21 protein-coding genes and 1 pseudogene are annotated in these 25,423 nt (G+C 72.5%); 7 read left to right on the top strand and 15 right to left on the bottom strand.

Annotated elements, in window-relative coordinates; all coding sequences use genetic code 11:
- Positions 1-283: 283 nt before the first annotated feature.
- A complete protein-coding gene (locus tag HDA32_RS10940) occupies positions 284-871 on the bottom strand; it encodes a TetR/AcrR family transcriptional regulator (protein ID WP_179643089.1) in 588 nt (195 codons plus the stop codon).
- 72 nt (positions 872-943) lie between these two features.
- Here HDA32_RS10940 and HDA32_RS10935 point away from each other — a divergent pair, with 72 nt between their 5' ends.
- Positions 944-1,768, top strand: a complete 825-nt coding sequence (locus HDA32_RS10935) for a class I SAM-dependent methyltransferase (RefSeq protein ID WP_179643088.1) — start codon at positions 944-946, stop codon at positions 1,766-1,768.
- Between the two features lie 285 nt (positions 1,769-2,053).
- Here the strand turns inward: HDA32_RS10935 and HDA32_RS10930 are convergent, their stop codons facing one another.
- Positions 2,054-2,497, bottom strand: coding sequence for a MerR family DNA-binding protein (locus HDA32_RS10930; protein ID WP_179643087.1), 444 nt, complete (start codon positions 2,495-2,497; stop codon positions 2,054-2,056).
- A gap of 93 nt (positions 2,498-2,590) precedes the next feature.
- Here HDA32_RS10930 and HDA32_RS10925 point away from each other — a divergent pair, with 93 nt between their 5' ends.
- Positions 2,591-2,737 carry a hypothetical protein gene (locus tag HDA32_RS10925; protein WP_179643086.1) on the top strand — a complete coding sequence of 49 codons (147 nt, stop codon included), beginning with the start codon at positions 2,591-2,593 and terminating at the stop codon, positions 2,735-2,737.
- Positions 2,738-2,934: 197 nt separating this feature from the next.
- Positions 2,935-3,342: a four-helix bundle copper-binding protein gene (locus tag HDA32_RS10920; RefSeq protein WP_179643085.1), complete on the top strand. Its 408-nt coding sequence runs from the start codon at positions 2,935-2,937 to the stop codon at positions 3,340-3,342.
- A gap of 4 nt (positions 3,343-3,346) precedes the next feature.
- On the opposite strand, the pseudogene HDA32_RS10915 reads toward HDA32_RS10920, so the two are convergent.
- Positions 3,347-3,454: pseudogene (locus HDA32_RS10915) on the bottom strand (NlpC/P60 family protein); the annotation flags it as partial.
- Between the two features lie 238 nt (positions 3,455-3,692).
- Here HDA32_RS10915 and HDA32_RS10910 point away from each other — a divergent pair.
- The gene (locus HDA32_RS10910; RefSeq protein ID WP_179643084.1) at positions 3,693-5,441 is read left to right on the top strand and encodes a hypothetical protein; all 1,749 of its coding nucleotides are present in this window, start codon (positions 3,693-3,695) and stop codon (positions 5,439-5,441) included.
- Between the two features lie 21 nt (positions 5,442-5,462).
- On the opposite strand, the gene HDA32_RS31720 is transcribed toward HDA32_RS10910, so the two are convergent.
- The 3 genes from HDA32_RS31720 to HDA32_RS10895 form a co-directional block, all read right to left on the bottom strand.
- Positions 5,463-7,631 (bottom strand): tetratricopeptide repeat protein, encoded by a 2,169-nt coding sequence (locus HDA32_RS31720; RefSeq protein WP_179643083.1) that lies wholly within the window; start codon positions 7,629-7,631, stop codon positions 5,463-5,465.
- A 102-nt stretch (positions 7,632-7,733) separates the two neighbouring features.
- Positions 7,734-9,980 carry a terpene synthase family protein gene (locus tag HDA32_RS10900; RefSeq protein WP_179643082.1) on the bottom strand — a complete coding sequence of 749 codons (2,247 nt, stop codon included), beginning with the start codon at positions 9,978-9,980 and terminating at the stop codon, positions 7,734-7,736.
- 535 nt (positions 9,981-10,515) lie between these two features.
- Entirely contained in the window at positions 10,516-11,163 is a 648-nt protein-coding gene (locus HDA32_RS10895; protein ID WP_179643081.1) for a TetR/AcrR family transcriptional regulator, read from the bottom strand.
- Positions 11,164-11,260: 97 nt separating this feature from the next.
- Between HDA32_RS10895 and HDA32_RS10890 the strand changes: the two genes are divergently transcribed.
- Positions 11,261-12,448: a DUF418 domain-containing protein gene (locus HDA32_RS10890; RefSeq protein ID WP_179643080.1), complete on the top strand. Its 1,188-nt coding sequence runs from the start codon at positions 11,261-11,263 to the stop codon at positions 12,446-12,448.
- Between the two features lie 184 nt (positions 12,449-12,632).
- Here the strand turns inward: HDA32_RS10890 and HDA32_RS10885 are convergent, their stop codons facing one another.
- Both HDA32_RS10885 and HDA32_RS10880 read right to left on the bottom strand, forming a co-directional pair.
- A complete protein-coding gene (locus HDA32_RS10885) occupies positions 12,633-13,451 on the bottom strand; it encodes a lipase family protein (protein ID WP_179643079.1) in 819 nt (272 codons plus the stop codon).
- Between the two features lie 651 nt (positions 13,452-14,102).
- Complete coding sequence (locus HDA32_RS10880; RefSeq protein WP_179643078.1) at positions 14,103-15,164, bottom strand: DMT family transporter; 1,062 nt, start codon at positions 15,162-15,164, stop codon at positions 14,103-14,105.
- A gap of 72 nt (positions 15,165-15,236) precedes the next feature.
- Here HDA32_RS10880 and HDA32_RS10875 point away from each other — a divergent pair, with 72 nt between their 5' ends.
- Complete coding sequence (locus HDA32_RS10875) at positions 15,237-16,145, top strand: LysR family transcriptional regulator (RefSeq protein ID WP_179643077.1); 909 nt, start codon at positions 15,237-15,239, stop codon at positions 16,143-16,145.
- Between the two features lie 340 nt (positions 16,146-16,485).
- On the opposite strand, the gene HDA32_RS10870 is transcribed toward HDA32_RS10875, so the two are convergent.
- From HDA32_RS10870 to HDA32_RS10850, 5 genes are all read right to left on the bottom strand, one after another.
- Positions 16,486-16,800, bottom strand: a complete 315-nt coding sequence (locus HDA32_RS10870) for a hypothetical protein (protein ID WP_179643076.1) — start codon at positions 16,798-16,800, stop codon at positions 16,486-16,488.
- The gene (locus tag HDA32_RS10865) at positions 16,797-17,528 is read right to left on the bottom strand and encodes a GAF and ANTAR domain-containing protein (protein WP_218882402.1); all 732 of its coding nucleotides are present in this window, start codon (positions 17,526-17,528) and stop codon (positions 16,797-16,799) included. The genes HDA32_RS10870 and HDA32_RS10865 overlap by 4 nt, the downstream gene beginning before the upstream one ends.
- Before the next feature lie 158 nt (positions 17,529-17,686).
- Complete coding sequence (locus tag HDA32_RS10860; protein WP_179643075.1) at positions 17,687-19,072, bottom strand: hypothetical protein; 1,386 nt, start codon at positions 19,070-19,072, stop codon at positions 17,687-17,689.
- The gene (locus HDA32_RS10855; protein ID WP_179643074.1) at positions 19,042-19,860 is read right to left on the bottom strand and encodes an alpha/beta fold hydrolase; all 819 of its coding nucleotides are present in this window, start codon (positions 19,858-19,860) and stop codon (positions 19,042-19,044) included. The genes HDA32_RS10860 and HDA32_RS10855 overlap by 31 nt, the downstream gene beginning before the upstream one ends.
- The gene (locus tag HDA32_RS10850) at positions 19,848-20,816 is read right to left on the bottom strand and encodes an SDR family oxidoreductase (RefSeq protein WP_179643073.1); all 969 of its coding nucleotides are present in this window, start codon (positions 20,814-20,816) and stop codon (positions 19,848-19,850) included. The genes HDA32_RS10855 and HDA32_RS10850 overlap by 13 nt, the downstream gene beginning before the upstream one ends.
- 262 nt (positions 20,817-21,078) lie before the next feature.
- On the opposite strand from HDA32_RS10850, the gene HDA32_RS10845 reads away from it, so the two are divergent.
- Positions 21,079-22,371, top strand: a complete 1,293-nt coding sequence (locus HDA32_RS10845; protein ID WP_179643072.1) for a cytochrome P450 — start codon at positions 21,079-21,081, stop codon at positions 22,369-22,371.
- Positions 22,372-22,386: 15 nt separating this feature from the next.
- On the opposite strand, the gene HDA32_RS10840 is transcribed toward HDA32_RS10845, so the two are convergent.
- Positions 22,387-24,261, bottom strand: a complete 1,875-nt coding sequence (locus HDA32_RS10840) for a glycoside hydrolase family 15 protein (RefSeq protein ID WP_218882401.1) — start codon at positions 24,259-24,261, stop codon at positions 22,387-22,389.
- 66 nt (positions 24,262-24,327) lie between these two features.
- On the bottom strand, positions 24,328-25,284 hold the full coding sequence (locus HDA32_RS10835) for an Lrp/AsnC family transcriptional regulator (protein ID WP_179643070.1): 957 nt from the start codon (positions 25,282-25,284) through the stop codon (positions 24,328-24,330).
- Positions 25,285-25,423: the final 139 nt, after the last annotated feature.

Here is a 25,423-nt window from a genome sequence, read left to right as displayed (position 1 = left end):
TGTGCCGACGGATCGGGGCGGCCTCCGGCCGGACCCGTCCGACGGCGGATGACGCCTACGGGCCCGGGCACGGCACGACCGGGCACTCCACCGGCCGGGGTGGCTCTGACCCGCGGAGCGAGATCGACCTGGAATAGTGGTCGAGTGCGGGCGAGCACGATGGGGTCGGCGACGCGGACATCTCCGACGGAGGTGTGACCGGGCACCCGCAATCCGTCTACGTCGCCGGAGCCCGCGGCTCGGTGGTGGCCGAGGGCGTCGACGGCGTGATCGCCGCCGCGGTCTACGCCGTCCAAGCCGGGATGACCGTGGTCACGACCTTGCGGACGGCACCGGCCTCCGGCGGGGCGCCTTTCCGGTCGGCGAACAGCAGGTGCCCGGCCCCGATCAGCGTGGGAGCGAGCGCGTCGACGTCGGCATCGGCCGCGATGCGGCCCAGTTCGCGCTCGGCGGTGAGGTAGGAGGCGATCATGGCCGTGGCCTCCGTCAGGACCGGCAGGCCGGTCGGCGTGGTCTGGCGCAGCCGGGCACGCAGGTCGTCCCGGAAGGTGACGAGGCCGACGATCGCCACGGCGACCGGCCCGAACAGGGCCGTCAGCGCGTCGGTGAGGTTGTCGGCGACGGTGCCGGTCCCGGCCGAGTCGCGCAGGGCGGCGGCCTGGCGGTCGATCCGGTCGATGCGGTCCAGCACAAGTTCGGCGAGGAAGGCGTCGAAGTCGGCGAAGTGCCGGTGCAGGACGCCCTTGGCACAGCCCGCCTCCGTGGTGACCGCCCGGCTGGTCAGTGCGCTCGGCCCGTCCCGGAGCAGGACGCGCTCGGCGGCGTCGAACAGATGCTCGCGCACGGCGCGTATGGCCACCCCTGTCGGCACCGTGCATCACTCCTCTCCCTTGCTCGGTCCCACCCGATTGTCGAGTGGGCACTTGCCCACTATGGTGGGCGCATGCCCACCATACCGCCGGAGCGAGCGCGCCCTTCCGAGCACGAGCCTCATCAACACCGACAGGTAGCGGAGTCGTTCGGCTCGGACGCCGAACGCTATGACCGGGCCCGGCCCCGCTACCCCGACGCCATGGTGGAGGCGATCGTCGCCGCCGGCCCCGGGCCCGACGTCGTCGACGTCGGCTGCGGTACCGGCATCGCGGCCCGGCAGTTCCAAGCGGCCGGCTGTCGGGTGCTCGGGGTCGAGCCGGACGCGCGGATGGCCGACTTCGCGCGGCGGAGCGGGGTCGAGGTCGAGGTGGCGGCGTTCGAGGTCTGGGACCCCGCCGGCCGAGCATTCGACGCGGTCGTCGCCGGGCAGACCTGGCACTGGGTGGACCCGGTCGCGGGAGCGGCCAAGGCCGCGCAGGCGCTGCGGCCCGGCGGCCGGCTGGCGGTGTTCTGGAACGTGGATCAACCGCCGCCCGACGTGGCGGAAGCCTTCGCCGAGGTCTACCGCGGGGTGATGCCCGACTCCCTTGCCTCCCGCCGATGGACGACCGACTCGGACGGGTACTCGGTGCTGTGCACCAGGGCAGCCGACGGGATACGGCAGGTGGGCGCGTTCGGCGATCCGGAGCAGTGGCGATTCGACTGGGAGCGGTCCTACACCCGGGACGAGTGGCTGGACCAGATACCCACTCAAGGCGGCCACAGCCGGTTCCCGCCGGCCAGGCTGGAGGAGCTGCTGGCAGGCATGGGCGCCGCCATCGACACGATGGGAGGCGGCTTCACGATGCGCTACACCACGGTGGCGGTCACCGCGGCGCGAACCGATGCCGCCTGACCTGCGGGGGCAGCCTGCGTCGGTAAGGGTGGCGCCTGCCGCCCGGCATGTCGGCTTACCGGCAGCCGTGGTCGGCATGGCTGGTGGAAGCCGCCGGCCGCCGCTGGTCGGCGGAGGAGAACCTCCAGACCGCCGGACCCCTCACCGGACTGGGCCGGCACCAGGCCCGGCACTGGCGATCCTGGCACCGCTGGACGCTGCCGGCCATGCTCGCTCACGCCCTCCTCACCGTTCTCGCCATCGGTCGGCGCACCAGCCGGACGACTCCCCACGGTCTGGCCGCCGTCACCGAAGTCCTCCGGTGCCTCCCCCTGCGCCGCACCGTCCAGACGAACCGTCGATGATGGGGCAGATGGCACCGGAGTCGCCGACCGGGTCGGCCGGTGGCGTGGTGCGCGCGTGCTCCAGGGTGGTGCGCAGCGCGCGCAGATCGGCGATGGCGGCATCGATTTCGGCCAGGCGCTCATCGAGCAGGCCCCGGACCTCCGCACATGGCGCCTGACCGCTGCGACCCACCGCCAGGATCCCGGCGATGCCGTCCAACCCCAGTCCGAGCGCGCGGGCCCGGCGGATGAACACGGCCACCTCCACCTCGGTCCGGCTGTAGCACCGATAGCCCTGCGGGCCGCGCTCAGGACTGAGGAGACCACGCTCCTCATACACCCGCAGCGCCTTTCGCGAGACCCCGGCCGCCTCGGCGATCTGGCCGGTCGTGAGCATCGCAGCCATCCGCCCGCCTCCTTCTTCGTCCTCCCGGTCTTGACCCGGCCCCCGGGGCCGGGTTCTAGCGTCACTACCAGGAACGAACGGAAGGAGCCGATCATGCCATTGCGTGAAGGCGAGACCTACCGCTGCCCCGACCCCGGCTGCGGATGCGAGGTCACGGTGACCCGCGGCGCTCCGGCCACCTGCACCGGTGACCAGAACCCGACGTGCTGCTGCGGCAGGACGATGGCCGAGGTCTCGTGACCCGCAAGCGGGGGCGGACCGAACCGGCCCGCTCCCGCCCGTGCACGCCCTCGGCCCCCTTGCCTTGAGAATGCCGACGACCGCGAGGAGCCGGTAACCACCACGGACAACCGTTGTTCCCTGACGCGGTGTTTCGGGCGCCGGATACCGGGCAGTGGGCCGCCGCCAATCGCGATCGACGACGACGGAGGCCGACGATGACCGTTGCCGGTGACATGCTCCAGACCTATCCGGCGAGCCTGGGCCACCTGGACCGGGAGAAGCTGACCCGCTGCATCCAGGAGTGCTTCACCTGCGCACAGGCCTGCACGGCCTGCGCCGACGCCTGCCTCAGCGAGGAGCGGGTGGCGGAGCTGCGCAAGTGCATCCGCGCCAACGACGACTGCGCCGACATCTGCCTGACGACCGGACGGGTGCTGTCCCGCCACACCGGCTACGACGCCAACATCACCCGCGAAGTACTCCAGGCATGTGCGCAGGCGTGCAAGAGCTGCGGCGACGAGTGCGCCCGCCACGCCGACATGCACGACCACTGCCGCGTCTGCGCCGAAGCCTGCCGACGCTGCGAACAGGCGTGCAACGACCTCCTCACCTCCCTCGGCTGAGGACGGGGCCGGTTCCGCCCCAGACGTAGGGCGTGCCGATCCTGCTGTAGGCGAGGTCCAGGGCCGCACGGGCGCTGCCGGAGGCCGATCCGGTGTAGGAGCCGCCGCCGGAATCCGGCGCGGTGGTGATGAGCCTGTCCACCATCGTGGTGGCCCTCAACGCCCAACTGCTGAGGAGGATCGGACTCGGCCCCGCCTTCGGACGAACCCGCCCGTTCCGTTCCCTTTTGCCGGATTGTCGCGTTGGCCGGTATGCTTTCCGCCTTGTGACGGACAAGACGGCGGATCCCTCATCGGCAGCTCGCCCCATCCGCTCCGCGGAGCCCTCGTGGAGAACCGCGTCGACGTCGTTGCGCGTCCTTGCCGTCATCCACAGCGTCGCCGCCGCCACGCGCATGACCGACGTACTCCCTGTCTTCCACGACCGGCGCGTCCAGCTCTTCAGCGTGCAGACGAGCGACGCCGTGTTCTCCTCCGGCGTCGAGGAACACATGAAGGAAACGGGATTTCTGCGCCTGACGTGGGAACAGGCGGCGAGCCTCGAATTCGATATCGTCGTCACCGCGAGCCTCGGGGACAACCTCCACGAATTGAAATCGCCGATTCTGCGAATTCCCCATGGCAATGGATACAATAAAAGGTGGAGCCGGGAGCCGGGAGCCGGGAGCCGGGAGCCGGGAGCCGGGAGCCGGGAGCCGGGAGCCGGGAGCCGGGAGCCGGGAGCCGGGAGCCGGGAGCCGGGAGCCGGGAGCCGGGAGCCGGGAGCCGGGAGCCGGGAGCCGGGAGTCTTCGGCCTGTCCGAGGACACCCTGAAGCACGACGGGCGTCTCGTTCCGTCCGCCATCGCGCTCTCTCACTCCGAGCAGCTCGGTCGGCTCGCCGAAGGCTGCCGCGACGCCCTCCCCCTCGCCTTCGTCGCCGGCGACCCCTGCTACGACCGCCTCCTCGCGAGCCTGCCCCGCCGGCTCAACTACCGCCGCGCCTTCCGTCTGCGCCCCGGCCAGCGGCTCATCACCGTCAACTCGACGTGGAAAGACGACTCGCTGTTCGGGCTCGACCCCGAACTCATACCGCGCCTCCTCGCGCAGCTCCCCCACGACGAATTCCGAATCGCCCTGATCCTGCACCCCAATATCTGGGCCTCCCACAGCGAATACCAGATTCGCGCATGGCTGTTCGACGCGCTCCGCGCCGGGCTGTTCCTCATCCACCCGCACGAAGGCTGGCGGGCCGCCGTCATCGCCTCCGACTGGGTCGTCTCCGACCACGGTTCCGTCGGCATGTACGCCGCCGCCGTGGGCCGACCGGTCCTACTCGACAAGAGCGGCCGCTCCGCGATCGACCCCTGCTCCGGCCTCGGCCGGCTCTTCGACGTCGCGCCGACCCTCGATCCGTTCGCGCCGATCCGGCCGCAACTGCACCTCGCCGAGGAACTCCGCGGACAGACGCACGCGACCGGCGCCGCATGGGTCAGCTCCGCACCCGGCCGCTCGCTCCCTCTGATCCGGGAAGCGGCCTACCGGATCATCGGCGCCCCGCCGCCGGAGACCGAACCCGCGCTGCTCGCCGTCCCCGCCCCGGAGCTCGGCAGCGCGTCGCCCTCCTCGCTGTGGACGCACGTCCGGCAGGTCGACGGCGGCGGTCCCGGCGAGCTCTCCGTCCACCGGACCCCGGCCGCCGTTGCCGCCGACGCCCCGATCACCGCGCCCCTTCCCGAAGGGGTGCTGATCGTCTCCGACGAGGAGCTCGACCACCGGCTGTTCGGACTGGCCGACATCGTCCGAGTCCCGCTGGACGCACTGCCCTGTGACGAGGAGACGTGGTCGGCCGACGTCTTCGAGCACCGCTGCGGCGCCCGGTTGACCGTCGTCCACGATGCGCACGGCGCCCGCGTGCGCACGCGCGACGGCCGATCGGCGTCGCTCGTCCTCGACTCGATCGACCACGCCGAGGACGCGGAGCTGGTGCTCGCCGTGCTGGCGGAGCGGATTCTGACCGGAGCGCACGCCGTCGAGGACATCGCGGCGTCGAGCCCTCTGGTGGTCCACGTCTCCCCCGAGCGCACGGTCCGCGCCGAGTTCCGCGCCACCACCCGCTGACGCCTGTATCCGATGGCCCGGTCAGCCGGTGCGGCCGAGTTTGGCGCGCACGCGATCGGCCGCGCCCGCGTTGCCGATGCGGGCATAGAGGTCGAGCGCCGCCTGCCAGTACCGGCCCGCGGCCTCGTCGCCGCCTCCGAGATCGCCGAGGGCTTCCACGGCCTTGCCCTCCTGGTAGGGACGCTGCGCCGCGCGGAAGCGGGTCACGGCCTCCTCGAACAGGGCCCGCGCCTGGTCCGGGTGTTCCGCCGCCAGCGATCGGCCCTGCCCCATCAGGACCTTGCCCTCGTTGGCGTGGTCGCGCCGTCCCTCTTCGGCGTATTCGCGGAAGCACGCCATGGACGCGGCGTAGCACTCCAGCGCCGCCGGGCGGTCGCCGAGGACGGCGTAGGCGTCGGCCCGGTGCATGTGGTGCAGGGCGTGGCTGCGCCTGCGCGCGGGATCGAGGAACGGCCGGGACCTGTCGAGGTACTCCAGGGCCCGGCGGGGCCGTCCGCGGCGGCGCTCGGTGATGCCCAGCCACTCCAGCGCGGCGCCCACTCCCCGTGGATCGGCACCGGCCTCGGCCGCCTCCAGTGAGCGCCGGAACCGTTTCTCCGCCTCGTCCGGCCGGCCCTGGCCGAGCAGCATCTCGCCCCACTGCGCCTGGACGCGCGCCTGGGCGTCGGCGTCCTCGCACGCCAGCGCGTCCTGCTCGGCCCAGGCCAGAATGGTCGCACGCTCGTCGCCGCGCCCGTTGGCGGTGAAATAGGCGTTGGTGGCCTCGGCCATCTGCCACCGGTAGCCGGGGGCCGGGCGGCTCCCGTCCCATATCCGGCCGGAACGCTCCATGCAGGACATGATCGCGGCGAGGTTGTCCCCGATCCACTCCATGGGTGCCGGCGGATCGCCGGGGCTCCGTTCGGCCGCGGGGTCGCGCCGCAGAGCAGCGGCGAAGTCCGGAGGCGGGAACGGCGGCCGTTCGCCGTAGAGCCGACCGAGCCGCCAGCGCTGGGACAGGTGGGTGTCCGCCGCGACGGCGCCGTGGAGGTAGTGGTCCGCGATCCGCTCGCGGATCCGCGCGCGCTCGCCGGGGCCGGTGCTGCGGTGGGCGCGCGTCGCGGCGTGTTCGTGGGTGAGGTCGTCCATCAGGCTGCGGCCGCGCCGGTCCGCCTTGACCAGCCCGCGGCGCAGCAGCTCGCGCAGTCCCGCTTCACCGCGCTCCGGGGAGTCGGGGAACAGCGCCGGAATCAACCCGGAGTCGAAGTCCCGGGTCGGATGCAGGCCGATGGCGCGGTAGACCTCGGCGCCATCCGGGCCGAGTTCGGCGTAGGAGACGTCGAACACCGATGACGGGCGGGCCATGGTGTCGTCGTCCCCGTCCTCGATGGCGGTCAAGCGGCCGTGTTCGGCCATCCGGGCGACGAGTCCACCGATCGGCAGGTTCGGCCGGTCGTGCAGCAGGCCGGCAGCGTGGCCGGCGACCAGGGGCGAGCCCGTGCACAGCGCGACGAGTTCGGCGAAGGCGCGGGGCTCCGCTGCCGTGCGCTCCTCGTCCAGGATTTCGACGAGCAGGTCCGCCAGGGCCTCGCCCGTCATCGGGGCCAGGTCCAATCGGCGCGGCCGGTCCTGAGCGAGCCCGGGGAGCGGGACGCGGCTGGTGACGATGACCAGTAGCCCCGGAAGGTTCGACAGGAACGGCCGGACCTGGGCGGCCGATTGGACGTCGTCGAGGAGGAGCACGACCGGACGCTCCTCGATCAGCGAGCGGAACAGGTCGATCTTCGCGGCGGGCGTCCCCAGCGCGTGCCCTTCGGTGACGAATCCGGTCAACGCGAAGTAGCGGTCGCACACCTCCTCGATACCGCGGCCCCGGCCGCCGCGGGAACCGCCTCCGCACTCCATGGCGATCTGGGCGTGGCCGAAGCGGTGCCGGTTCTCGTTGATCCAGGTGAGGGCGAGCGTGGTCTTTCCGATCCCGGACGACCCCGTGATGTTCCACAGGCGCCTCCCGCCGGCTTCGGCCTCCTCGGCCCAGCCGTCGAGTTCGGCGAACTCGACCGTACGGTTCTGAAACGCCGAGGTGACCGCGGGTAGCAGGCGAACTCCTCGTCTCCCCTGCTGCCCGAGGTCCACAGACCCGTTGAGTGTGCCGATCTGGATCAGCGTCCCCGAGACCTGGCCACCCGACGAGTTACGGATTGTGTCCACGGCGCCCCATCTTGGCCCATAATCCAGCACTCCACCAGTCCGCAGGTCAGCCACACGGCCGCGGTCGTGTGCTGCGGTCCGGCGCGTCGCCGGCGGGCGGGGTCAGGCGCTGATCGCTCCCGCCGTCGACGCGATCCGCGCCGCTGACGTGCCCAGGCCGGTGGGCGACCACGCGTGGTCGTCGGGGATGCCCGGCGCCGTGTGGTACCGGCGCTCGGCCTCGGTGTAGCGGACGCACTTGCGGTGCCACTCCATGATTCCCGACATCCACTCCTTGTGGTCGTCGGCGTGGCGGGTGAGGATCCTGCGGACCGGCTCGTCGAGGTCGAACTCCTCGAACAGCCTCGGCAGGTCGTTGGCGACGATGTGCTCGAACTGCTCCATCCGCGCCGTCATCAGGTCGGCCACGACGTCTCGTGCCGCCAGGCGGTCGACGCCCAGGAAGTTCTCGACGACCAGGACCATGTTGTGGATCTCCCCCTCGAACTCGATCTCCTTCTGGTAGGAGAACAGGTCGTTGGTGAAGCAGGCGTAGTCCTGGGCCGCGGTGTCCAGCTCGCGCATGACCCGCGTGTCGTAGACCTCCTGGGGCACGTCACCGGAGTGCGCGAGCCGCGCGAGAGCCATGGTCATGTCCGAGCCGAAGGTCTTGCGGCGCATCTCCATGTAGTCGACCGGGTCGGGCATGCGGTTCCCGGCCTGGTTGTCCAGCTCCCACAGCCAGCTCGCGGTCATGTCCTCCACCGCCGCACGGAACTGCTCCCGCGCGGGCGGCGCCATCGGACCCGCCGTGCGGCGCCAGAGGTCGGCCAGACCGCGCTCGATCGGGTTCGTCGGCTCGGGCATCGGCTCGCCGTTCAGCGGCATGAAGGCCGGCAGCCGCTCGTTGCAGAGCTTGGCCGCCGCCAGGTTGCGGCTGCCGCCGAACACCAGAGGGAAGTAGTCGTCGCCGTAGGTCCCCCACGCCAGCCAGTCCGAGGACAGGTAGAGCTCCTCCAGGTCGGCGTCGGCGTGGATCATGGCGGCGCAGTGCGGGAGGTCCAGGCCGATGAACCGCTGCTCGTCCCAGACCCCGCCGTACTCCACGCCGGGCACCGAGTCGAACATGCCCATGCGCCGCGCCCAGCCGATCGCGTACGCGCGCGCCGTGTCCAGATGCGGGCTGGTCCGGATGGGGTAGGGCATGGGGAGCTCCGGCAGCGGCAGGTGCCCCACGGGACGGAACAGCGGCTGGGAGAGCTGCCGCGACCTGCGCTGCAGACCCGGTACGACCGAGAGGAACGCCGGCCTGGCGGCCGCCGTGCCCAGCCCGGTCGGTCCCGAGAGCGGACCGGCCGGGCGGTTGGCGGCGCCCTCGTTCATGTACCGGCTGGACCTCGCGTGCCACTCGTGCCCGCCCGCCTGCCAGTCCTGGAGTCCCTTGACGTAGGCGGCCACCCCGGCCTGCTCGCCCGGGGACACGGCGTGCTCGGCCAACAGGCCGGGCACCTCACCCAGTGCCGTGTTCTCGAACTGCACCAGCCGGGAGGTCAGCAGTTCGTTGACCAGGTCGGCGGCCTCCTGCGTGGAGCGGCCGAAGAACCGCTCGAAGACCAGCACCGCGTTGGAGTTCTCCCCCTCCTCCCGGACCTCGCGCTGGTAGGAGAACAGGTCGTTGCGCAGGTGCACCGCATCGGAGAAGGTGTCGGCCAGGACCCTCATGGGCCTCGTCCCCGCGATCGCCTCGGGGATCTCGGCGCCGACGGCGACCTCGACGAGGTTGGCCGACCACGGCGCCCCACCGACCCTGCGCCGCATCTGTATGTACTCGATCGGGTTGGCGACGCGGTCGCGGTCGATGTTGTCCAGCTCCCACATGGATTCGACCATGAGGTTGTGCGTGCTGGTGATGAAGCGCCGCCGCCAGTCGGCCGACATCGACGGCACCGTGCGCCGCCACAGGTCGGCCAGTCCCGACTCGGCCGCGTTCTCCGGCTCCGGCGGCTCCCGCCCCTCCTCGGTCATGAACAGCTCGAGGCGGTCGAGGTAGGACCTCGCCCCCGCGAAGTCGCGGGAGTACTTGAACCGCTCGAGGAAGTCGTCGTCGAAGAAGAACACCCAGACGTACCAGTCGGTGATCAGGTCGAGCATGGGACCGTCGCAGTCCGGATGGGTGTAGGCGCACATCAGCGCGTAGTCCATGCCGGCCAGGTCCGCCTCGTCCCAGACGGTGCCGCCACCGGGTTTGGGGGCGTCGAGCATGCCCATCCGCCGAGCCCATTCCGTGCTGTGCTCGCGGGCCCGCTCCAGGTGGGGGTTGATCCTGGCCGGGTGCGGGAGGTAGAAGTCGGGCAGTTCGAAAGCCTCCATGAGCGCTCCTGCTCTCATCTCAATTCAAGGAATTCCATTCACCGGGCCGACACCAAAGAGACCACAGGGCCAGCGGGAATTCAATCGGAATGGAAATTATTCCGCGAGGCCTGCGGTCGAATGTTCGAGCGACCATACCCGGCCCGCGGTCAACCATTCCAGGAATCGGCGGATCGCTGCGATCGCCGCACCCGGGCGCCCGCGCGCCGCATTCAGAAATGGGGAGATCTACCGCCAAACCGCATCGGCGGTCGCACCGGGCCCGCACAGAAGGAGCGTGATGTCGCAATGGTCCGATCACGGGCCGCATTGATTACGGAGCGGATGCGGAGACCGTTATGGACAGTCCGGCGAAGGAGCCGCGCGTCGGACGGGAACCGGCTCGACGCCCCGCGTCGGATCCGGGAGGGACGTCCGCCGGGAGACAGGAGACCACCGGATTCGAATGAGGCGCCGGTCCCGGCACCGCAGGGCGGGGCGTCCGGCCGCGGCCACCGGGCAGACCCCGTCGACCGGGGTCCGACGGCCGCCCTCGTCATACTCGTGCGCTCGGCGGGGGCCCGGGGCCGTGGCCGACCGCCGGCAGGATCGCCTGATCGACGATGGCGGCGATGTAGGCGTCATCGGGCAGCGCGAACGTGTCGAGGCCGTACTTGAGCATGAGCGCCTCGCCGATGTCGAACACCACGGGGGTGAGCCGCGCGGGGTCGATGTGGCCGTGCTCGGCGTAGTGCAGCAGCACGGTGCGGGTGAACCGGCCGCCGCGAGCGTCGAACACGTCGCTGTAGAGCCGCTCGTGCAGGTCTGGCCGGCGGCGCGCCTCTTCCAGCAGGGCGGCCATGACCGCACCGTGGACCGGCTGCATCGCCCCGTCGCGCATCAGCGCGAGCGCGGCGATGAGGTCGCCGCGCAGGTCGTCGGCGCCCGGGGAGGGCTCCTCCATCGGATACGTCCGGTACAGCGCCTCGATCACGATGTCCTCGGGCGAGGACCAGCGCCGGTAGAGGGACGTCTTGGCGGTGCCGGCCCTGCGCGCGATGCCCTCCATGCTCAGCCGTCCCAGCCCGTGCTCGACGGTCTCCTCCAGGGCCGCCTCGTGGATGGCGGCCACGAGCTCCTCGCCGCGGCGCCGCCTGGCGGGCGTCCGGGCGTCCCCGTCGGCTGTCCGGTTCCGGTCGGTCACACCCAGCCCCTTCCTTGGATACGTCTGCGTATCTTATATTCCTCCTGTTGGATACGGAATCGTATCTAAGGTTCGATGGACGATCGAGGACGGACCCATGCCCCAGAACACGACCACCCGAGGCGGCCCGCCGCCGGAGTCCGGCGCGGTCCCCACGGCGCAGCGCTCGCTCGCCCCCGACCTGGCCCGCGGGTTCATGCTGCTCGTCATCGCCACCGTCCACGCCCACATGTTCCGCGTGGCCACCGGCGGGGGCGGCTACGCACTCGACGGCCCCTTCGACGTCGCCGTCACCGCCTTCATGGCGCTGTTCGGCGAGAACCGGGGCTACCCGATGTTCGCCGCCCTCTTCGGCTACGGCCTCGCCCAGATCCACCTCCGCCGCGCGGCCGAAGGACGCGAATGGCCGTGGGTGCGCCGCCTGCTGCGCCGGCGCGGCCGCTGGCTGGTGACCATCGGCGTCGCACACACCGCGCTGCTGTTCTACGGCGACATCATCGCCGTCTACGGCCTCATCGCCCTGCTGTTCACCGCGGTCCTGCAGTTCACCGACCGTCGGCTGCTCACCCACGCGTTCGCCTGGATGGCCGTCGGCGGCCTCTTCTACGCGGCGGTCAACAACGTGCTGTACTCCGCCGCGCAGGAGGGGTCCCAGGACGTCACTCCCCTGCTCGACATGGCGATGCGCGTGGTGACGCTGCCCTTCTTCTGGCCGCTGATGATCGCGATCTCGGCGTTCCCGTTCATGATCGGCGTGTGGGCCGCGCGGCGCCGCCTGCTGGAGGAACCGCAGCGGCACCGCGTCCTGCTGCGGCGCGTCGCGGTCTGGGGGATCGGCGCGGCGGTACTCGGCGGGATCCCGCACGCACTGATCAACATCGAGGTGTGGGACGCCTCCCCGATGGCCGCGGCCGCCGTCTTCTGGCTGCACCTGGTCGTCGGCTACGCGGGCGGCTTCGGCTACGCGGCGGTCATCGCGCTCGTCGCGCTCCGGCTGGGGCGGCGGCGCGGGCCGGTCGTCACCGCACTCGCCGCGACCGGGCAGCGGTCGATGACCTCCTATCTGCTGCAGTCGGCGGTCTGGGCGGTGCTGATCCCGCCCTACGCCCTGGGGATCGGTCCCTCCCTGACCGACGCGCAGGCCGTCGGCCTCGGCGTCGCGGTGTGGCTGGCCACGGTCGTGCTGGCCGACACCATGCGCCGCGCCGGCTTCAGGCAGGGACCGGCCGAGTGGTTCCTCCGCCGCATGACCTACGGCCGACCGGCCCCCGCCTCGCGGAACTGACCGGCGTCGGCGCCCGCACCGCCCTCCACGGGGCCGGGCGGTGCGGGCGCCGACGCGTTCCCGACGGGCGGTCGGCTCGTACCCGACTGGGGGACACCGTGATCACGCAAACGCGGCGGGAGCGCCAGGCGGCCACGTTGACCGATGACGTCCCCGCACCGCGGGCGCGGCCGTGCGGGTCGACTCAGCCGGCTGCGGTGTCGAGGCGGGCGATGTAGGCGTCCATGTAGTGGTCGCGGATGCCGTCGGTGCCGGGGGCGAACACGTCGGCGGTGTGGCCCTTGACCCGGTCCGCCAGACCGCCCATGAGGGACGGCGCCCTGTCGCGCATGCGGCCGTCGGCGTCGAAGTACTTCATCTCGGCGACGTGGCGGTAGATCGGTTCGGGCGGGACCTGGGCGACGATGTCGCTGTTGTTGACGAACCGGAACATCCGGCCCCGAAACGCCGTGTCGTAGGCATCGGCGAGCGCCGCGTCGCAGGTGCGCGGCTGGCCGAAGGTGTAGACGCCGTCGGCCAGCAGGCCGTCGACGAAATGCATCCGGGCGGCGGCCAGCATCGCCAGGGCGCCGCCGAGGCTGTGCCCGGTGAACCACAGCGACTGCCCGTCGGCGCGGAACTCCCGGACCGCGTCGAGGATGTCGGGGTAGACCGCCTCCAGGGCGGTGCTGAACCCCCAGTGCGCCATGCCGGTGTTGCCCGAGTGGGGGACCATGGGGGCGTTGGCGTCGGAGAGCCAGTCGCGGATCTCCTCGGCCTGGGTGCCGCGGAAGGCGATGATGACCATGTCGTCGCTGGCCATGGCGTAGGCCTGGGTGTCCTCCAGCGGGAACGGCGGGGTGTGCGGCACCCGGAAGAACCGGACGCGGTCGAACCCCCATTCGCGCGCCTTCTGCTCGACCTGCTCCTCGTCCTCGTAGGCGAGTTGCGCCGCGTAGGCCAGGCACCGCGCGTGCGGCAGCCGGTAGTCGGTGGTCGTGTGGTCGAAGGCGATCGTGGTCATTCCCTACCCCTGGTAGACGGATCAGCGGCAATCACTGTGCGTGATCGGTCTGTCCGATGGGTGCTCGACCAAACGGCCGCTACGGTACCGGCTCAGGTTCCGGACCACCGAAAACGAACGGGTCAATGCGGATTTCCCGACAAGCCCGGCGAATGAGGGCGGCACGATACTCGCTGACCCGGCGTAATGGGACGAGAGAATACGCTGCGGGCCGTGCCCGCAATTCCCCGATGGCCGCGGAACGGTGTCCGGGCCCGATCCGCCGATCCGGCCCGCTCGATCGTCACCGGGCCGCTATAGCCCCACCGGCATGCGGCTCGGGGTCCTTGAGCGCGGGCATCGGCGGCGCGCCCGCCTGTTCATGTCGATGGCGGCGCGCCTGTCCGGTGCCGAGACGGCCGACATCGTCAAGGTCCTGCTGTACCGACCGGGGTTCTTCGGCCACACCATGCCGGAGCTCACCTCCCGGGCGATGCGCGGCCCGTCGTTCTGGACGGCCGCGGAGCGGGAGTACACGGCGCTGCTCACCGCGCGGCTGCACCGGTGCCCGTTCTGCATCGACACGCACACCGAGCTGACGCGGATCGCCTCGCGCGGGGAGATCGGCGCCGCCGACCCGGAGTCGGCGCGCCCCGACGGTGCCCGCCGACCTCAGCACCGCTGGACGCCGGAGCCCGGCGACCGGGGCCGGGCCGGTCCGCTCCGGTCGGGAGGCGCGGGTGTCGGCCTCGCGGTGGCGCGACCCGCTCGGCGGCGCCGGCGCACCGGTGCGGGGGCGAGGCCGACGAGCAGTCCCGTGACGGTCAGCACCAGGCCCACCAGCCCACTCGCCGTGGGCGTGCTGGTGTGCAGCAGCAGACCGGCGGTCAACGCACCGATGGGGGTGAAGGCGTAGAACAGGCCCGCGTGGTCGGCCCCGATGCGGGGCAGGGCCGCGTACCAGAGCAGGTTGGCCGCGACGGCGATCACCAGTGCCAGATAGAGCAGGCAGGCCAGTTCGGTCGCCGTGGGCGTGCGGAGGAGGCCGGCGGCGCCCTCGGCGGAGAGGCTTGCGGCGGCGAGCAGGAGCGCGGCCGCGGTGACGGCGTAGGCGGTGGTGCGCAGGGTTCCGAGCCGGTCGATGAGCGGGACCGCGAGCAGGGAGAAGGCGATCTCGCAGACCAGCGCACCGAGGCACAGCAGCGCTCCGGATGCGCCGCTGCCGCCCGACCCGGTGGCCGCGACGGTGCCGACCGCGACGATCACGCATCCGGCCGCGACCGTGGGGCTCGGGCGGTGCCGGCGCATCGCCGGACCGAGGACCGCCAGGGCGATCGGAGCCACGGCCAGCACCGTGCCGACCAGCGTGGGATCGGCCGCACGGGCGGCGGCCACGAGGAAGACGTTGAACCCGGCGATGCCGACCAGCCCCAGCACGGCCGACCCCGCGAGGTCTCGCACCGTCGGCCGGGACGGGGCGGCCCCGCCCGCGGCGGGCAGCAGCGCCAGCAGGACCACCGCCGCGACGGCGAACCGGACGGCCTGCCCGCCGAGTAGGGGGTAGTCCCCCAGTCTGGCCGCGACCGGTGCCGAGGTGCCGATCAGGAACAGCGCGGCGACCGCGGCACCGCACCCCGAGATCCACTCGCCCCTCCGCCGCCGGTGCGTTCGGTCGGCCGCGGGCCCGCCGCCGGGGCGGGCCGCGTCAGTAGGGGGACGAGGCGCGAAGTCCATGGTCACCAGCATCGTCGGCGTCCAGGTGTAACACCAGCGACGTCTTCGGCACCCGGTGTTAAGCTGGACTTGATGCTGGAGTTTCGTCATCTGGTGGTCCTGCACTCCGTGGCCGAGCAGGGCTCGATGACCAAGGCCGCCGCCGAGCTGGCGTTCACTCCCTCCGCGGTGTCCCAGCAGATCGCCGCCCTGGAGCGGCAGACCGGCACCCCACTGCTGATCCGGCACGCCCGCGGAGTGCGCCTCACCGAGGCCGGCCGGCTGCTCACCGAGCACACCGGAGCGCTTCTGCAGCGCCTCCAGCGCGCCGAGACGGAACTGACCGACCTGGTCAACCTCCGTGCGGGCCGACTCCGGCTGGCCACGTTCCCCAGTGCCGGGGCACGCCTCCTCCCCGAGGCCATCGGCGTGTTCCGCCGCGAACACCCCGACGTCCAGATGAGCCTGGACATCCGTGAACCCGCTGCCTGCCCGGCTCTCGTCCGCGATGGCGCGCTCGACCTCGCCGTCGTGTTCGACTACCACCCCGGGCCGACGCTGCCGGTGGGCGACCTCGACCGGCACCGACTGCTCGACGATGCGATGCACGTCGCCCTGCCCGCCGACCATCCCGCCGCGGCCGCCGACCCGCGTCACGTGGCCATCGCCGAGTTGCGCGAGCAGCCGTGGATCCGCGACAGCGGCCCGGACCCCATGTGCCGGGAACAGCTCGACCACCTCTGCGCCGCCGCCGGGTTCCGCCCTCACGTCGCCTTCGAGAGCGACGACTACCTCGCCGTCAGCCGCCTCGTCGCCTCCGGTGTCGGTGTGGCCCTGGTACCCCGGCTCGCCGCGGACCACATGGGCCCCGGTGTCGCGCTCCGGGAGATACGCCCCCGCGTGCTCCGACGCATCTCCGCCGTCACCTCACCGACGACCACGCCCGCCGTCCGCGCGATGCTGACCGTGATCACCGACCTCTCACGGCACTACGCCTATTGAGGTCTGCAGAAGTCGAGTGGGCCTTTAGGTGCAGGGACGGTTCTGCGGGAGGTTGCCGGGAGAGTGCGGCCCTCTTGGCGCGTCCTTCACCGGTGAGCCCGGCGTGGGGCCGCGCCTCCCGGCCGAAGCGGTGGCGCGGGTTCGCGCACACCTTTGCCGTCTGCTTCGGCGGCGGGGCGCGGCGGGACGGCGTCCGCGCCGGACGCACCTCCCGTTCCCGGGGGGCGGCGCGCCCGGCGGCGCGCACCCGCGGGGCCGCACCGTCCTCCCCCTGTCCGGTTGAGGCCGCGGGGCGAGGGACCGCCCGGCCGACCGGTGCGCCCCCGGGCGGGATGATGGGCTACGGAGAACCGGTGTCGAGGGCGAGCTGGCCTGCGGGCACACCGCCGCTCCGGCGGGGAGCCGTGCGGCGGCGGCACCGCTGGCAGGTGACGGGGCGGTCACTGGGGCGCAGCCGCATCGGATCGGCGGTGGCCCGGCAGGCCGGCACCGCCACCCGCATCCCGATCCAGGTGGTCTCCTCCACCGCGTGCACCACCGCGGAGGCACCGATGGTGGCGGTGCGGCCCCGCAGCTCCTCGCGCTGCCTGCGCAGCAGCGCGGCCAGGTGCTCGGCGGCCGGGTCGGTCCCGAACAAGGGCTGCTGAGAACTCATGGGTCAGGTATGCCCACTACGACCGGGCCGACTGCCGGAGGGCGCCTCCCCGGTCCGCGTGACCTGGCGGCCACCTCGTGGAGCTTGGTGTTGAACTCCATGGATGCCCGCCTGAGCACATCGAAGGCCTGCTCGCCGGTGAGCCCGTGGCGCTCCATCAGGATGCCCACCGCCGCACCGATCTCCTGCCGGGTCTCATAACCGGCGCGCAGCGTCTCCCCCCGCTGGACGGCGGCGATCGCGACGGCCGCGTGCGAGGCGAACACCCAGCCCACCTCCCTGGAGTGCTCGTCGAAGGCGTGCGCCCTGCGTGAATACAGGTCCAGCGCGCCGAAGACCCTTTCGTGGGGGAACAGCTCGAACCCCATCATGGCGGCGATGCCCAGCTCCACCGCGCGCGGCCGGTAGCGCGGCCACCGGGTCTCCCGCGCCATGTCGACCACGAGGAAGCTGCGCTCGTGCCGGGCCGCGTCCAGGCACGGCCCCTCATCGGACTCGAACTGCGCCTCGTCGGATGCTCTGACCAGCTCACCGGTTGTCGCGGGCGTCTCAAAGCGGCGCCGCCTGCGGTCCACAAGCAGCACACCGGCCTCCTCGCAGCCGTCGATGGTCCGCACCGCCAGCCGCACGATCTCATCGAGGACGTGCTGCAGCGATCCCTGCGCCAGCAGATCCCTCGTGATGTCGGCGAACACCCTCGCGAGCTCCTCAGGTCGGACCTCGCTCACCGGCTTCTCCTCCCTCGACGGCGGTTCCGGTCGGCGAACCGGGGAGCGACCGCTGCGGACAATGCCGAGGCTTTCATCGGGCATCGACTCCGGGGCCGTGCGGCGCACGGCTCTCCCCGAGTGCGGGCGCGACCGGCCGAGCACGGGGCGACGGGGGTTCAGGTGCTCGGCCCCGTCCACGCGGTGCCCCCGCAGAACTCGTCGACGTCGCCCACCGTGAGCGGGGCGGGCAGCGAGTAGCGGGGCGGAAGGGACCGGAACGCGGGCTGGTAGCGAAGGGTGCTCCCGGTGTCGCTCGGGTAGGCGCCGGTGTCGACCCCGATGACGTCCTCCTGTTCGCGGGCACGGCCGGTGATGAGGTGCCGCCACTGCTCGATGGACACCGCCCCGGGCGACCACAGCCCCTGGGAGAAGAGGTTGAGGTGGATGCGGTCGTAGAGGGCGGCGGCGTCGAGGTAGCGGTCCAGGTCCTCATACGAGGGCCGCATGTTGAACCTGAGCCAGAACGGGACCGCGCCCAGGCGCAGCGTCCACATCGGGTCCCACTGCACGTAGGACTGCACGAGCAGGCGGTTGGCGGGCATGCCGCGGCCGCGGTACCACCAGCGGTACAGATCGGCGGCGAACGGGCTCAGCTGCTGCGGTTCGGTCACGGTGAGCCTGCGCAGCGAGTAGCCGTTGCGGGCGGCGGCGGTCTCGATGTCGCGGGTGAGCGCGGGATCGAACCCCCATTCGGCTTCGGGGCGCCGGCCGTCGGGCTCGGGCGGCTCCCACCGCCACCGGGGGGAGTTCTGCCCGGCCAGGTAATCGGCGATGCGCTCCCCACTGTTGTGGTACTCCTCCTCCGACACCCCGCCGAGGGCGCCGAACTGGAAATAAGCGCGCTCTCCCACCTGCCGGGTGCGCCAGTCGCGGGTGCACTCCAGCTGGATGACCGTCGCTCCCGGTGCCAGTCGCTGTTCGAGGAAGCGCTCGTAGACGCGGCCGAGCCGGAGCCGCTTGAGCCGCAGATAGGCCATTCCCTCCAGCATCGGGCGGTCCTGGGCGGGATCGTGCATGTGGTGCACGGCGACCTCGGGGTTGTTCGCCGCCACCATGCGCGCGGTGGGGGCCAGGGCGCGCATCGCGCCGATGGGGTCGTCGGGGTGGGTGGCGGTGTCATGGGCTCCCACCAGCAGGGTCTGCGGCAGGAACGGGGCCCGCAGCGCCGCCGCCAGGAACACCGCAGCACCGCTCGCCGAGCCGATGACGACGGCCGGATACGGACCGGAGCCGTACTGCCGGGTCACCCACTCGGCGAGTTCGTCGGCGCGCACCTGCTGCGCCCAGTTCAGCGGAATCCCCTGGCCGCGTCCCATGGCGGTGAAGGACGCACGGCGCAGCGAATGGGGCGGCGCCGAAGCGGCTCCGGCCAGAACCGCCGAGCCGGGCCCCACGGACATGCCCCGGTGGTCCTTGCCGCGCAGGAAGCGGCCGAGGGCCCGGACCATGTTCACCGACGAGTCGAAGTCGGTCAGCATCCGGGCGGCGCGCAGACGTCCCATGAGCATCTCCTCACGATCGGCCTCTCCCCGTCGAGCAGGTCGCGCGTGATCCGCGCCAGCTCCTCGGGGGCCGAGTAGTTCAGGGTGTGTCCGAATCCCGACACTTCGATCAGCCGGCCGGTCGGCAGCAGGCCGGCCACTTCCGCGCCCCATTCGTGCGGGACCACGGGGTCGCGGGTGCCGCGGAGCACCAGTGCGGGCCCGCGGACGCGCGGCAGCTTGCGCTCCACCGGATCGGCCAGCGCATGGGCGAACGTGGCGACCAGCCGACGCGGTCCGCAGTCGAGGTAGTCGCGGGCGAGGACCGCGCCGAGGCTCGGCCGCTCCCGGAGTCCGTCCAGCGCCAGACGCGCCAGCTGCCGGGGCAGCGTCCGGGCGCGCCGGTCCATCGTGGGGCCGTTGAGGACGGCGGGCCCCATCAGCTCCGGCGCGTGCACGGCCATGTCCACGACCACTTGGCAGCCCACGGAGTTGGCGACCAAGGGCGCTCCCGCCCGGCCGCTCGCACGCAGCCAGTCGGCCAGCGCGCGGGACAGGCCGCGGATGTCCAGGGCCTCGACGGGGCCGGGGGTCCGCCCGAAACCGGGCAGGTCCACCGCCACGGCCCGGAACGCGGGCGCGAGCGCGCGGGCGAAGGGCATGAAGTAACGGTGCGAGCATCCCAGACCGTGCACGCACACCACCTCTTCGGCCGCGGCCGGTCCCACGACGGCCGCGTGCACGCGGGTCCCCGCCGCCGGTGTGAACTCGCGCCCGATCCGGATCGGGGGACGGATCAGCGCCGGCATCGGCGGACGCCCGCGGCGGCGACTGCGCCCAGCGCCGCGGCCGCGGCGAGGCGCCGCACGGCGGTGCGGCGCCGGCCGTGCCAGCCTCCGTGCACGCTCCCGGTTCCGGGCGCCGGCCGGTAGAGGCTGCCGCTGCCGGCGGCCGCGGGTTCCTTGCGCGACAGGTGGGCGCGGTCCACCTGGGTTCCCATGATCCGCTCGGCCAGTCCCGGGGCGGTCTTGGACAGGGCGACCAGACCGCGGCCGGGTCCGACGACGACCTCGCGGCGCGGCACGCGCACCAGGTCCACGATGGCGCGGGCCACGCTCTCCGGTGTGTAGACCGGGGGCATCGCCACCACCTTGCGCCCGGTGTAGTTCGCGGCGTGCTGGAAGAACGGCGTGTCGATCGTGGCCGGCAGCACGCTGCACACGTGGATCCGCCGGGCCCCCTCCAGCCGCAGTTCCTGGCGCAGGGAGGCGCTGAGTCCGCGGATGGCGAACTTCGTCACGCCGTAGGCGTGGGTGTAGGGCTGGGCCACCACACCGACGATCGAGGAGACGTTGACCAGGACGCCGCGCCCCTGCTCCCGCAGGTGGGGCAGGGCCGCCCGGGCCCCGTGGACATACCCCATGAGGTTCACGTCCACGACCCTGCGAAAGTCTTGCAACGGCACTTCGCTGAACGGCCCGAACAGGGTCAGCGCGGCGGCGTTCACCCACACGTCGATCCGCCCGAACCGCTCGGCGGCCCGCCGCGCCAGCGCCTCGACGCTCTCGTGGTCGGCCACATCGGTGGGGACCGCGAGGGCCTGCCCGCCGTGGGAGCGGCACTCCTCGGCGACCTGCTCCAGCGCTTCTTCGCCCCGGGCGGCCAGCACCACCGCGGCCCCCTTCTTCGCGAGGGCCAGGGCGGTGGCCCGCCCGATGCCGCTCGAGGCGCCGGTGACGACGGCGACACGGTCCTTGACTCGCACGAGAATCGGTTCCTTTACCGTGATGAGCTGCACGTGAATGGTTCGGCCGCCACTACCCGCGACCCTGCCGGGAAAACGCCCGTCCGGACGGTCCCGGACTTCGATATCCGGTTCACCGGAGCCCGCCGTCCGGATCCGCGGGCGACCGGGGCGCGCGAGCCGGTGGCCGACGGGGCGGCCGGCGATCCGCGCTCGCACCCGGTCCTCGGCGAAGGGCCCGCCCGCGTGTTTGGCAACGGGCGGCCGGGGCAATGCGGGATGCATGGGTTCACACCGCGCTCCGCTGATCGACAGCACCCCGTACATGCTGGCCAAAGGCTACGCCTGGCTGCCCGACCGCCGCCGCCGCGCCGCCGGGGGCGTGGTCCGCGCACGGGTGCTGGGCCAACACGCCGTGGGCCTGTGCGGACCGGAGGCGGTGCGGTTCTTCTACGACGAGCGCCACGTGCGCCGGCACACCGCCATCCCCGAGCCGGTGCGCAGCACGTTGTTCGGCAACGGGTCGGTGCACACCCTCGACGGGGAGGCCCACCGCGTGCGCAAGGCGATGTTCCTGTCCCTGCTCGCCGACCCCGCCGGCATCGCCGCGCTGGTCGACCGCACGACCTCGGCGTGGGACGAGGCGGTCGCGTCGTGGGCGGACCGCCCGCGGGTCGTGCTGTTCGACGAGGCGAGCCGGATCGTCACCCGGGGGGTCTGCCGGTGGGCCGGTGTCCCCCTGGACGAGGCCGATGCGGCCCCGATGGCCCGCGACCTGGTGGCCATGGTCGACGGCTTCGCCACCCCGGGCCCGCGCCACTGGCGCGCCCGGTGGGCGCGCGGACGCCGGGAGGCCGGGCTGGCGGGCCTGGTGGAGGACGTGCGCGGCGGCGCGGTCACCGCGCAGCCGGGTTCGGCGCTCGACGTGGTGGCGCGGCACCGCGACGCCGACGGCGAACCGCTGCACCCGCGCGTGGCGGCGGTGGAGCTGCTCAACGTCGTACGCCCCACCGTCGCGGTCTGCTGGTTCGTCGCCTTCGCGGCGCACGCGCTGCACCTGTGGCCGCGGCACCGGGCGCGGTTGCGCGAGGGCGGCGAGGAGGGCGCGGCCTACGCCGAGGCGTTCGTGCAGGAGGTCCGGCGCTTCTACCCGTTCGCCCCCTTCATCGGCGGCCGGGCGGCCGCGGACCTGACCTGGCGCGGCGAACCGATCCCGGCCGGCGCGCTCGTGCTGCTCGACCTGTACGGGCAGAACCACGACGCCGGGCTGTGGACCGACCCCTACGCCTTCGCCCCGCAGCGCTTCCTCGACCGACCGGCCGGACGCGACGACCTGGTTCCGCAGGGCGGCGGCGACCCGCACACCGGCCACCGGTGCCCGGGTGAGGGCGTCGCCGTCGCGCTGCTGCAGGCCCTGGTGCTCCGACTGGCACGGCTGGACTACGACGTCCCGGACCAGGACCTGACGATCTCGCTGCGCCGCGTCCCGGCCCGCCCGCGCAGCGGCCTCGTCATCAGCGGCGTGCGCCCGCCCCCGCGGCCGCCCTCCGCCGCGGGCCCCGACCGATCGCGCTGACCCCGGTATCGGCGTTCACTCCGGCGGCTGCTCGTGCCGGCCGGTCTCCGCTCGCCGCTGGGTCGGGCCGTGCGAGGTCTGGAGGGTGAAGGCGGTGTTGACCAGGGCGATGTGCGACAGCGCCTGGGGGAAGTTGCCCACCATCCGCCCGGCGCGCGAATCGTACTCCTCCGCCAGCAGCCCCAGGTCGTTGCGCAGGCCGAGCAGCCGCTCGAACAGCGCGCGCCCCTCCTCCACCCGCCCCTGCAGGATGTGGTTGTCGGCGAGCCAGAACGTGCAGGGCAGGAAGGCGCCCTCGCCCGGGGGCAGCGCGTCGACCTCCCTGCTCCACGCGCTCATGGCGTAGCGCTGGACGAAGCCGTCCTCGCACAGCTCGCGCTCGATGGCCGCGACGGTGCCCTCCATCCGCTCGTCGTCGGCCGACAGGAAACCGACGCTGGTCATCAGCAGCAGCGACGCGTCCAGCCCCGAGGAGCCGTAGTACTGCGTGAACGTGCGGCGCTCACCGTCGTAGGCCTTGGCGCACACCTCGTCGAAGATCTCGTCGCGCAGCCGCTTCCACTTCTCCACCGGACCGCTCAGCTCGAAGTCCTCGACGGCCTTGACCGCGCGGTCCACCGCCGTCCAGGCCATCACCTTGGAGTGGGTGAAGTGGCGGCGCGGGCCGCGCATCTCCCAGATGCCGTTGTCGGGTTCGTCCCAGCGCGACTCCAGGAACTCCATCAGCGCGCGCTGCAGCCGCCACGCCTGCTCGTCCGGCGGGATGCCGCGGTCGCGGGCCTGGTGCAGGGCGTCCATGATCTCGCCGTAGGCGTCGAGCTGCCACTGCCGGGCGGCCTCGTTGCCGATGCGCACCGGGCGCGACCCGGCGTAGCCGGACAGCCAGTCCAGCTCGTTCTCCGGCAGCCGGCGCTCGCCTTCGATCCCGTACATGATCCGCATCTGCCCCGGGTGCCCGGCGACCGCGCGCAGCAGCCACTCCCGCCACGCGGCGGCCTCCTCCTCGTACCCGGCGTCCAAGAGCGCCAGCAGGGTGAACGTGGCGTCGCGGATCCAGCAGTAGCGGTAGTCCCAGTTGCGCACCCCGCCCAACTGCTCGGGCAGCGAGGTGGTGGGGGCCGCGACGATGCCGCCGCTCGGCGCGTAGGTGAGCGCCTTGAGCGTGATCAGCGACCGGATGACCGCCTCCCGGTACTCCCCGCCGTAGTCGCAGCGCCCGGCCCACTCCCGCCACCACTCGTCCGTGTCGTCGATGGCCCGGCCGATGTCGAGATCCCGCGGTTCGGGCGCGGTCGACGGGGTCCACGTCAACCGGAAGCCCACGCTCTGGCCCTCGGCGACGGTGAACTCCGCCACCGGTTCCGTCGGGTCGTCGACGTCGAACTCGACGTCGGAGTCGAGGTGGACGGCGTCGGGGCCCGCGACCATGCGCAGCCGGTGGCCGTCGCCGGGCAGCCACGGGATGACGTAGCCGTAGTCGAAGCGGACCTTCAGCCGGGAGCGGACCCGGACCCGGCCCCGCACGCCCTCCACCCGCCGCACCAGGTCGGGCGCGCGGTCGCGGATCGGCATGCAGTCGACGACCCGGATCGCCCCCTCGTCGTCACCGAACTCGGTCTCCAGCACCAGGCTGTCGTCGCGGTAGCGCCGCCCCAGCATCCGGTGCGGCCCCGCCGGGGCCATACTCCAGCGGCCGTTGTCGGCGTCGCCGAGCAGAGCCGCGAAGCAGGCCCCGGAGTCGAACCGGGGCAGGCACAGCCAGTCGATCCCCCCGTCGGTCCCGACCAGCGCCGCCGTCTGCGTGTCCCCGATCAGCGCGTAGTCCTCGATCCGCAAAGGCAATTCGCGTCCTCCTTCGCGGCGACCGCTACCCGGCCGGGGGCCGAACATGCGGTGCGGCCGGGCACCGCGACCGCGGCGCCGCAGCGGCGGCGCACGCGTCCTGCGCTCCCGTGGTCAGCGGGAGCGCAGGACGCCGCTGCGCTTGAACGGGCTGACGATGAGCGAGGTGTCCACGGCTGCGGCGCGGCGCGACCACGCGCCGCGCGAGATGAAGTCGTGCAGCTCCGCCTTTGACGGCGCGGCCACGTGGCACAGGATCTGGTACTCGCCCATCAGCACGGCCGCGTAGCGCACCCACGTCGATTCGAGCAGCCCGTGGCCGATTTCGTCGGTCGCGTGCGGCGCGGCCTTGATCCACAGCAGCGCCTCGACCGGGAGCCCCAGCAGGGCGGGCTCCACGACCGCGCGCAGGTGGACCAGGCCGCTGGCGCGCAGCGACTCCACCCTGCGCCGGGCCGTCGGCTCCGACACCCCGGCCATGCGGCCGAGCACCTCGTGGGTGAGCCGGCCGTTGCCCGACAGTCCGCGCAGGATCGCGTGGTCGACCTCGCTCAACGAGTCCGGCGGCGGGTTCTGCGCCGTGGGCGTGATCGGCTCGAACTCGCAGAGCCCCGCGGTCTCGTCGGAGGTGAGGACGCCGGGGAACCACTCGTGCACGGTCCGGTAGTAGTGCAGCACCGGCAGCGTCTCGACGCCGACGACGCCGGGCAGGCCGGGCAGTTCGTCCACGGTGAGGGCCAGCAGCCGCTCCGGCGCGCAGAACAGCTCGGTGACGCAGTCCGCGGTCCCGGTGACCGCGTAGCTGAACGTCGTGTCGGAGCGGCGGGCGAGCGCGGTGCCGCCCATGCGGAGGCCGCCGCTGGCGTGCCGGCTGCGGACGATGACCGGCTCGCCGCCGATGCACAGTCCGATGACCGTGACGAGCCCGCGCTCCAGCAGCCGGTTGCCGCGCCGCGCGACCGAGCGCTCCGGTTCGCCCAGCACGGCGGCGATCCGGCGCCACGGAGCCCGCCCGTCGACCTGGAGAGCGGCCATGATCCGCCGGTCGAGTCCGTCCAGCTCCTGCGGCATGGTAGCGCCCTCCGGTCATTCTGATGGCTGTTTTCGTCACTATAGCGATTCCACTTGTCTGTAACAGGCGGCACATGCATTCTTGGCCACACGTTTTCTTCAGCCAAGGAGGCCGACGTGTCCGACTCCCCCACCACAC

Origin of the sequence: Spinactinospora alkalitolerans (assembly GCF_013408795.1) — a bacterium.
GTDB lineage: Bacteria > Actinomycetota > Actinomycetes > Streptosporangiales > Streptosporangiaceae > Spinactinospora > Spinactinospora alkalitolerans.
This window is presented reverse-complemented; position numbering and strand designations above follow the sequence as displayed.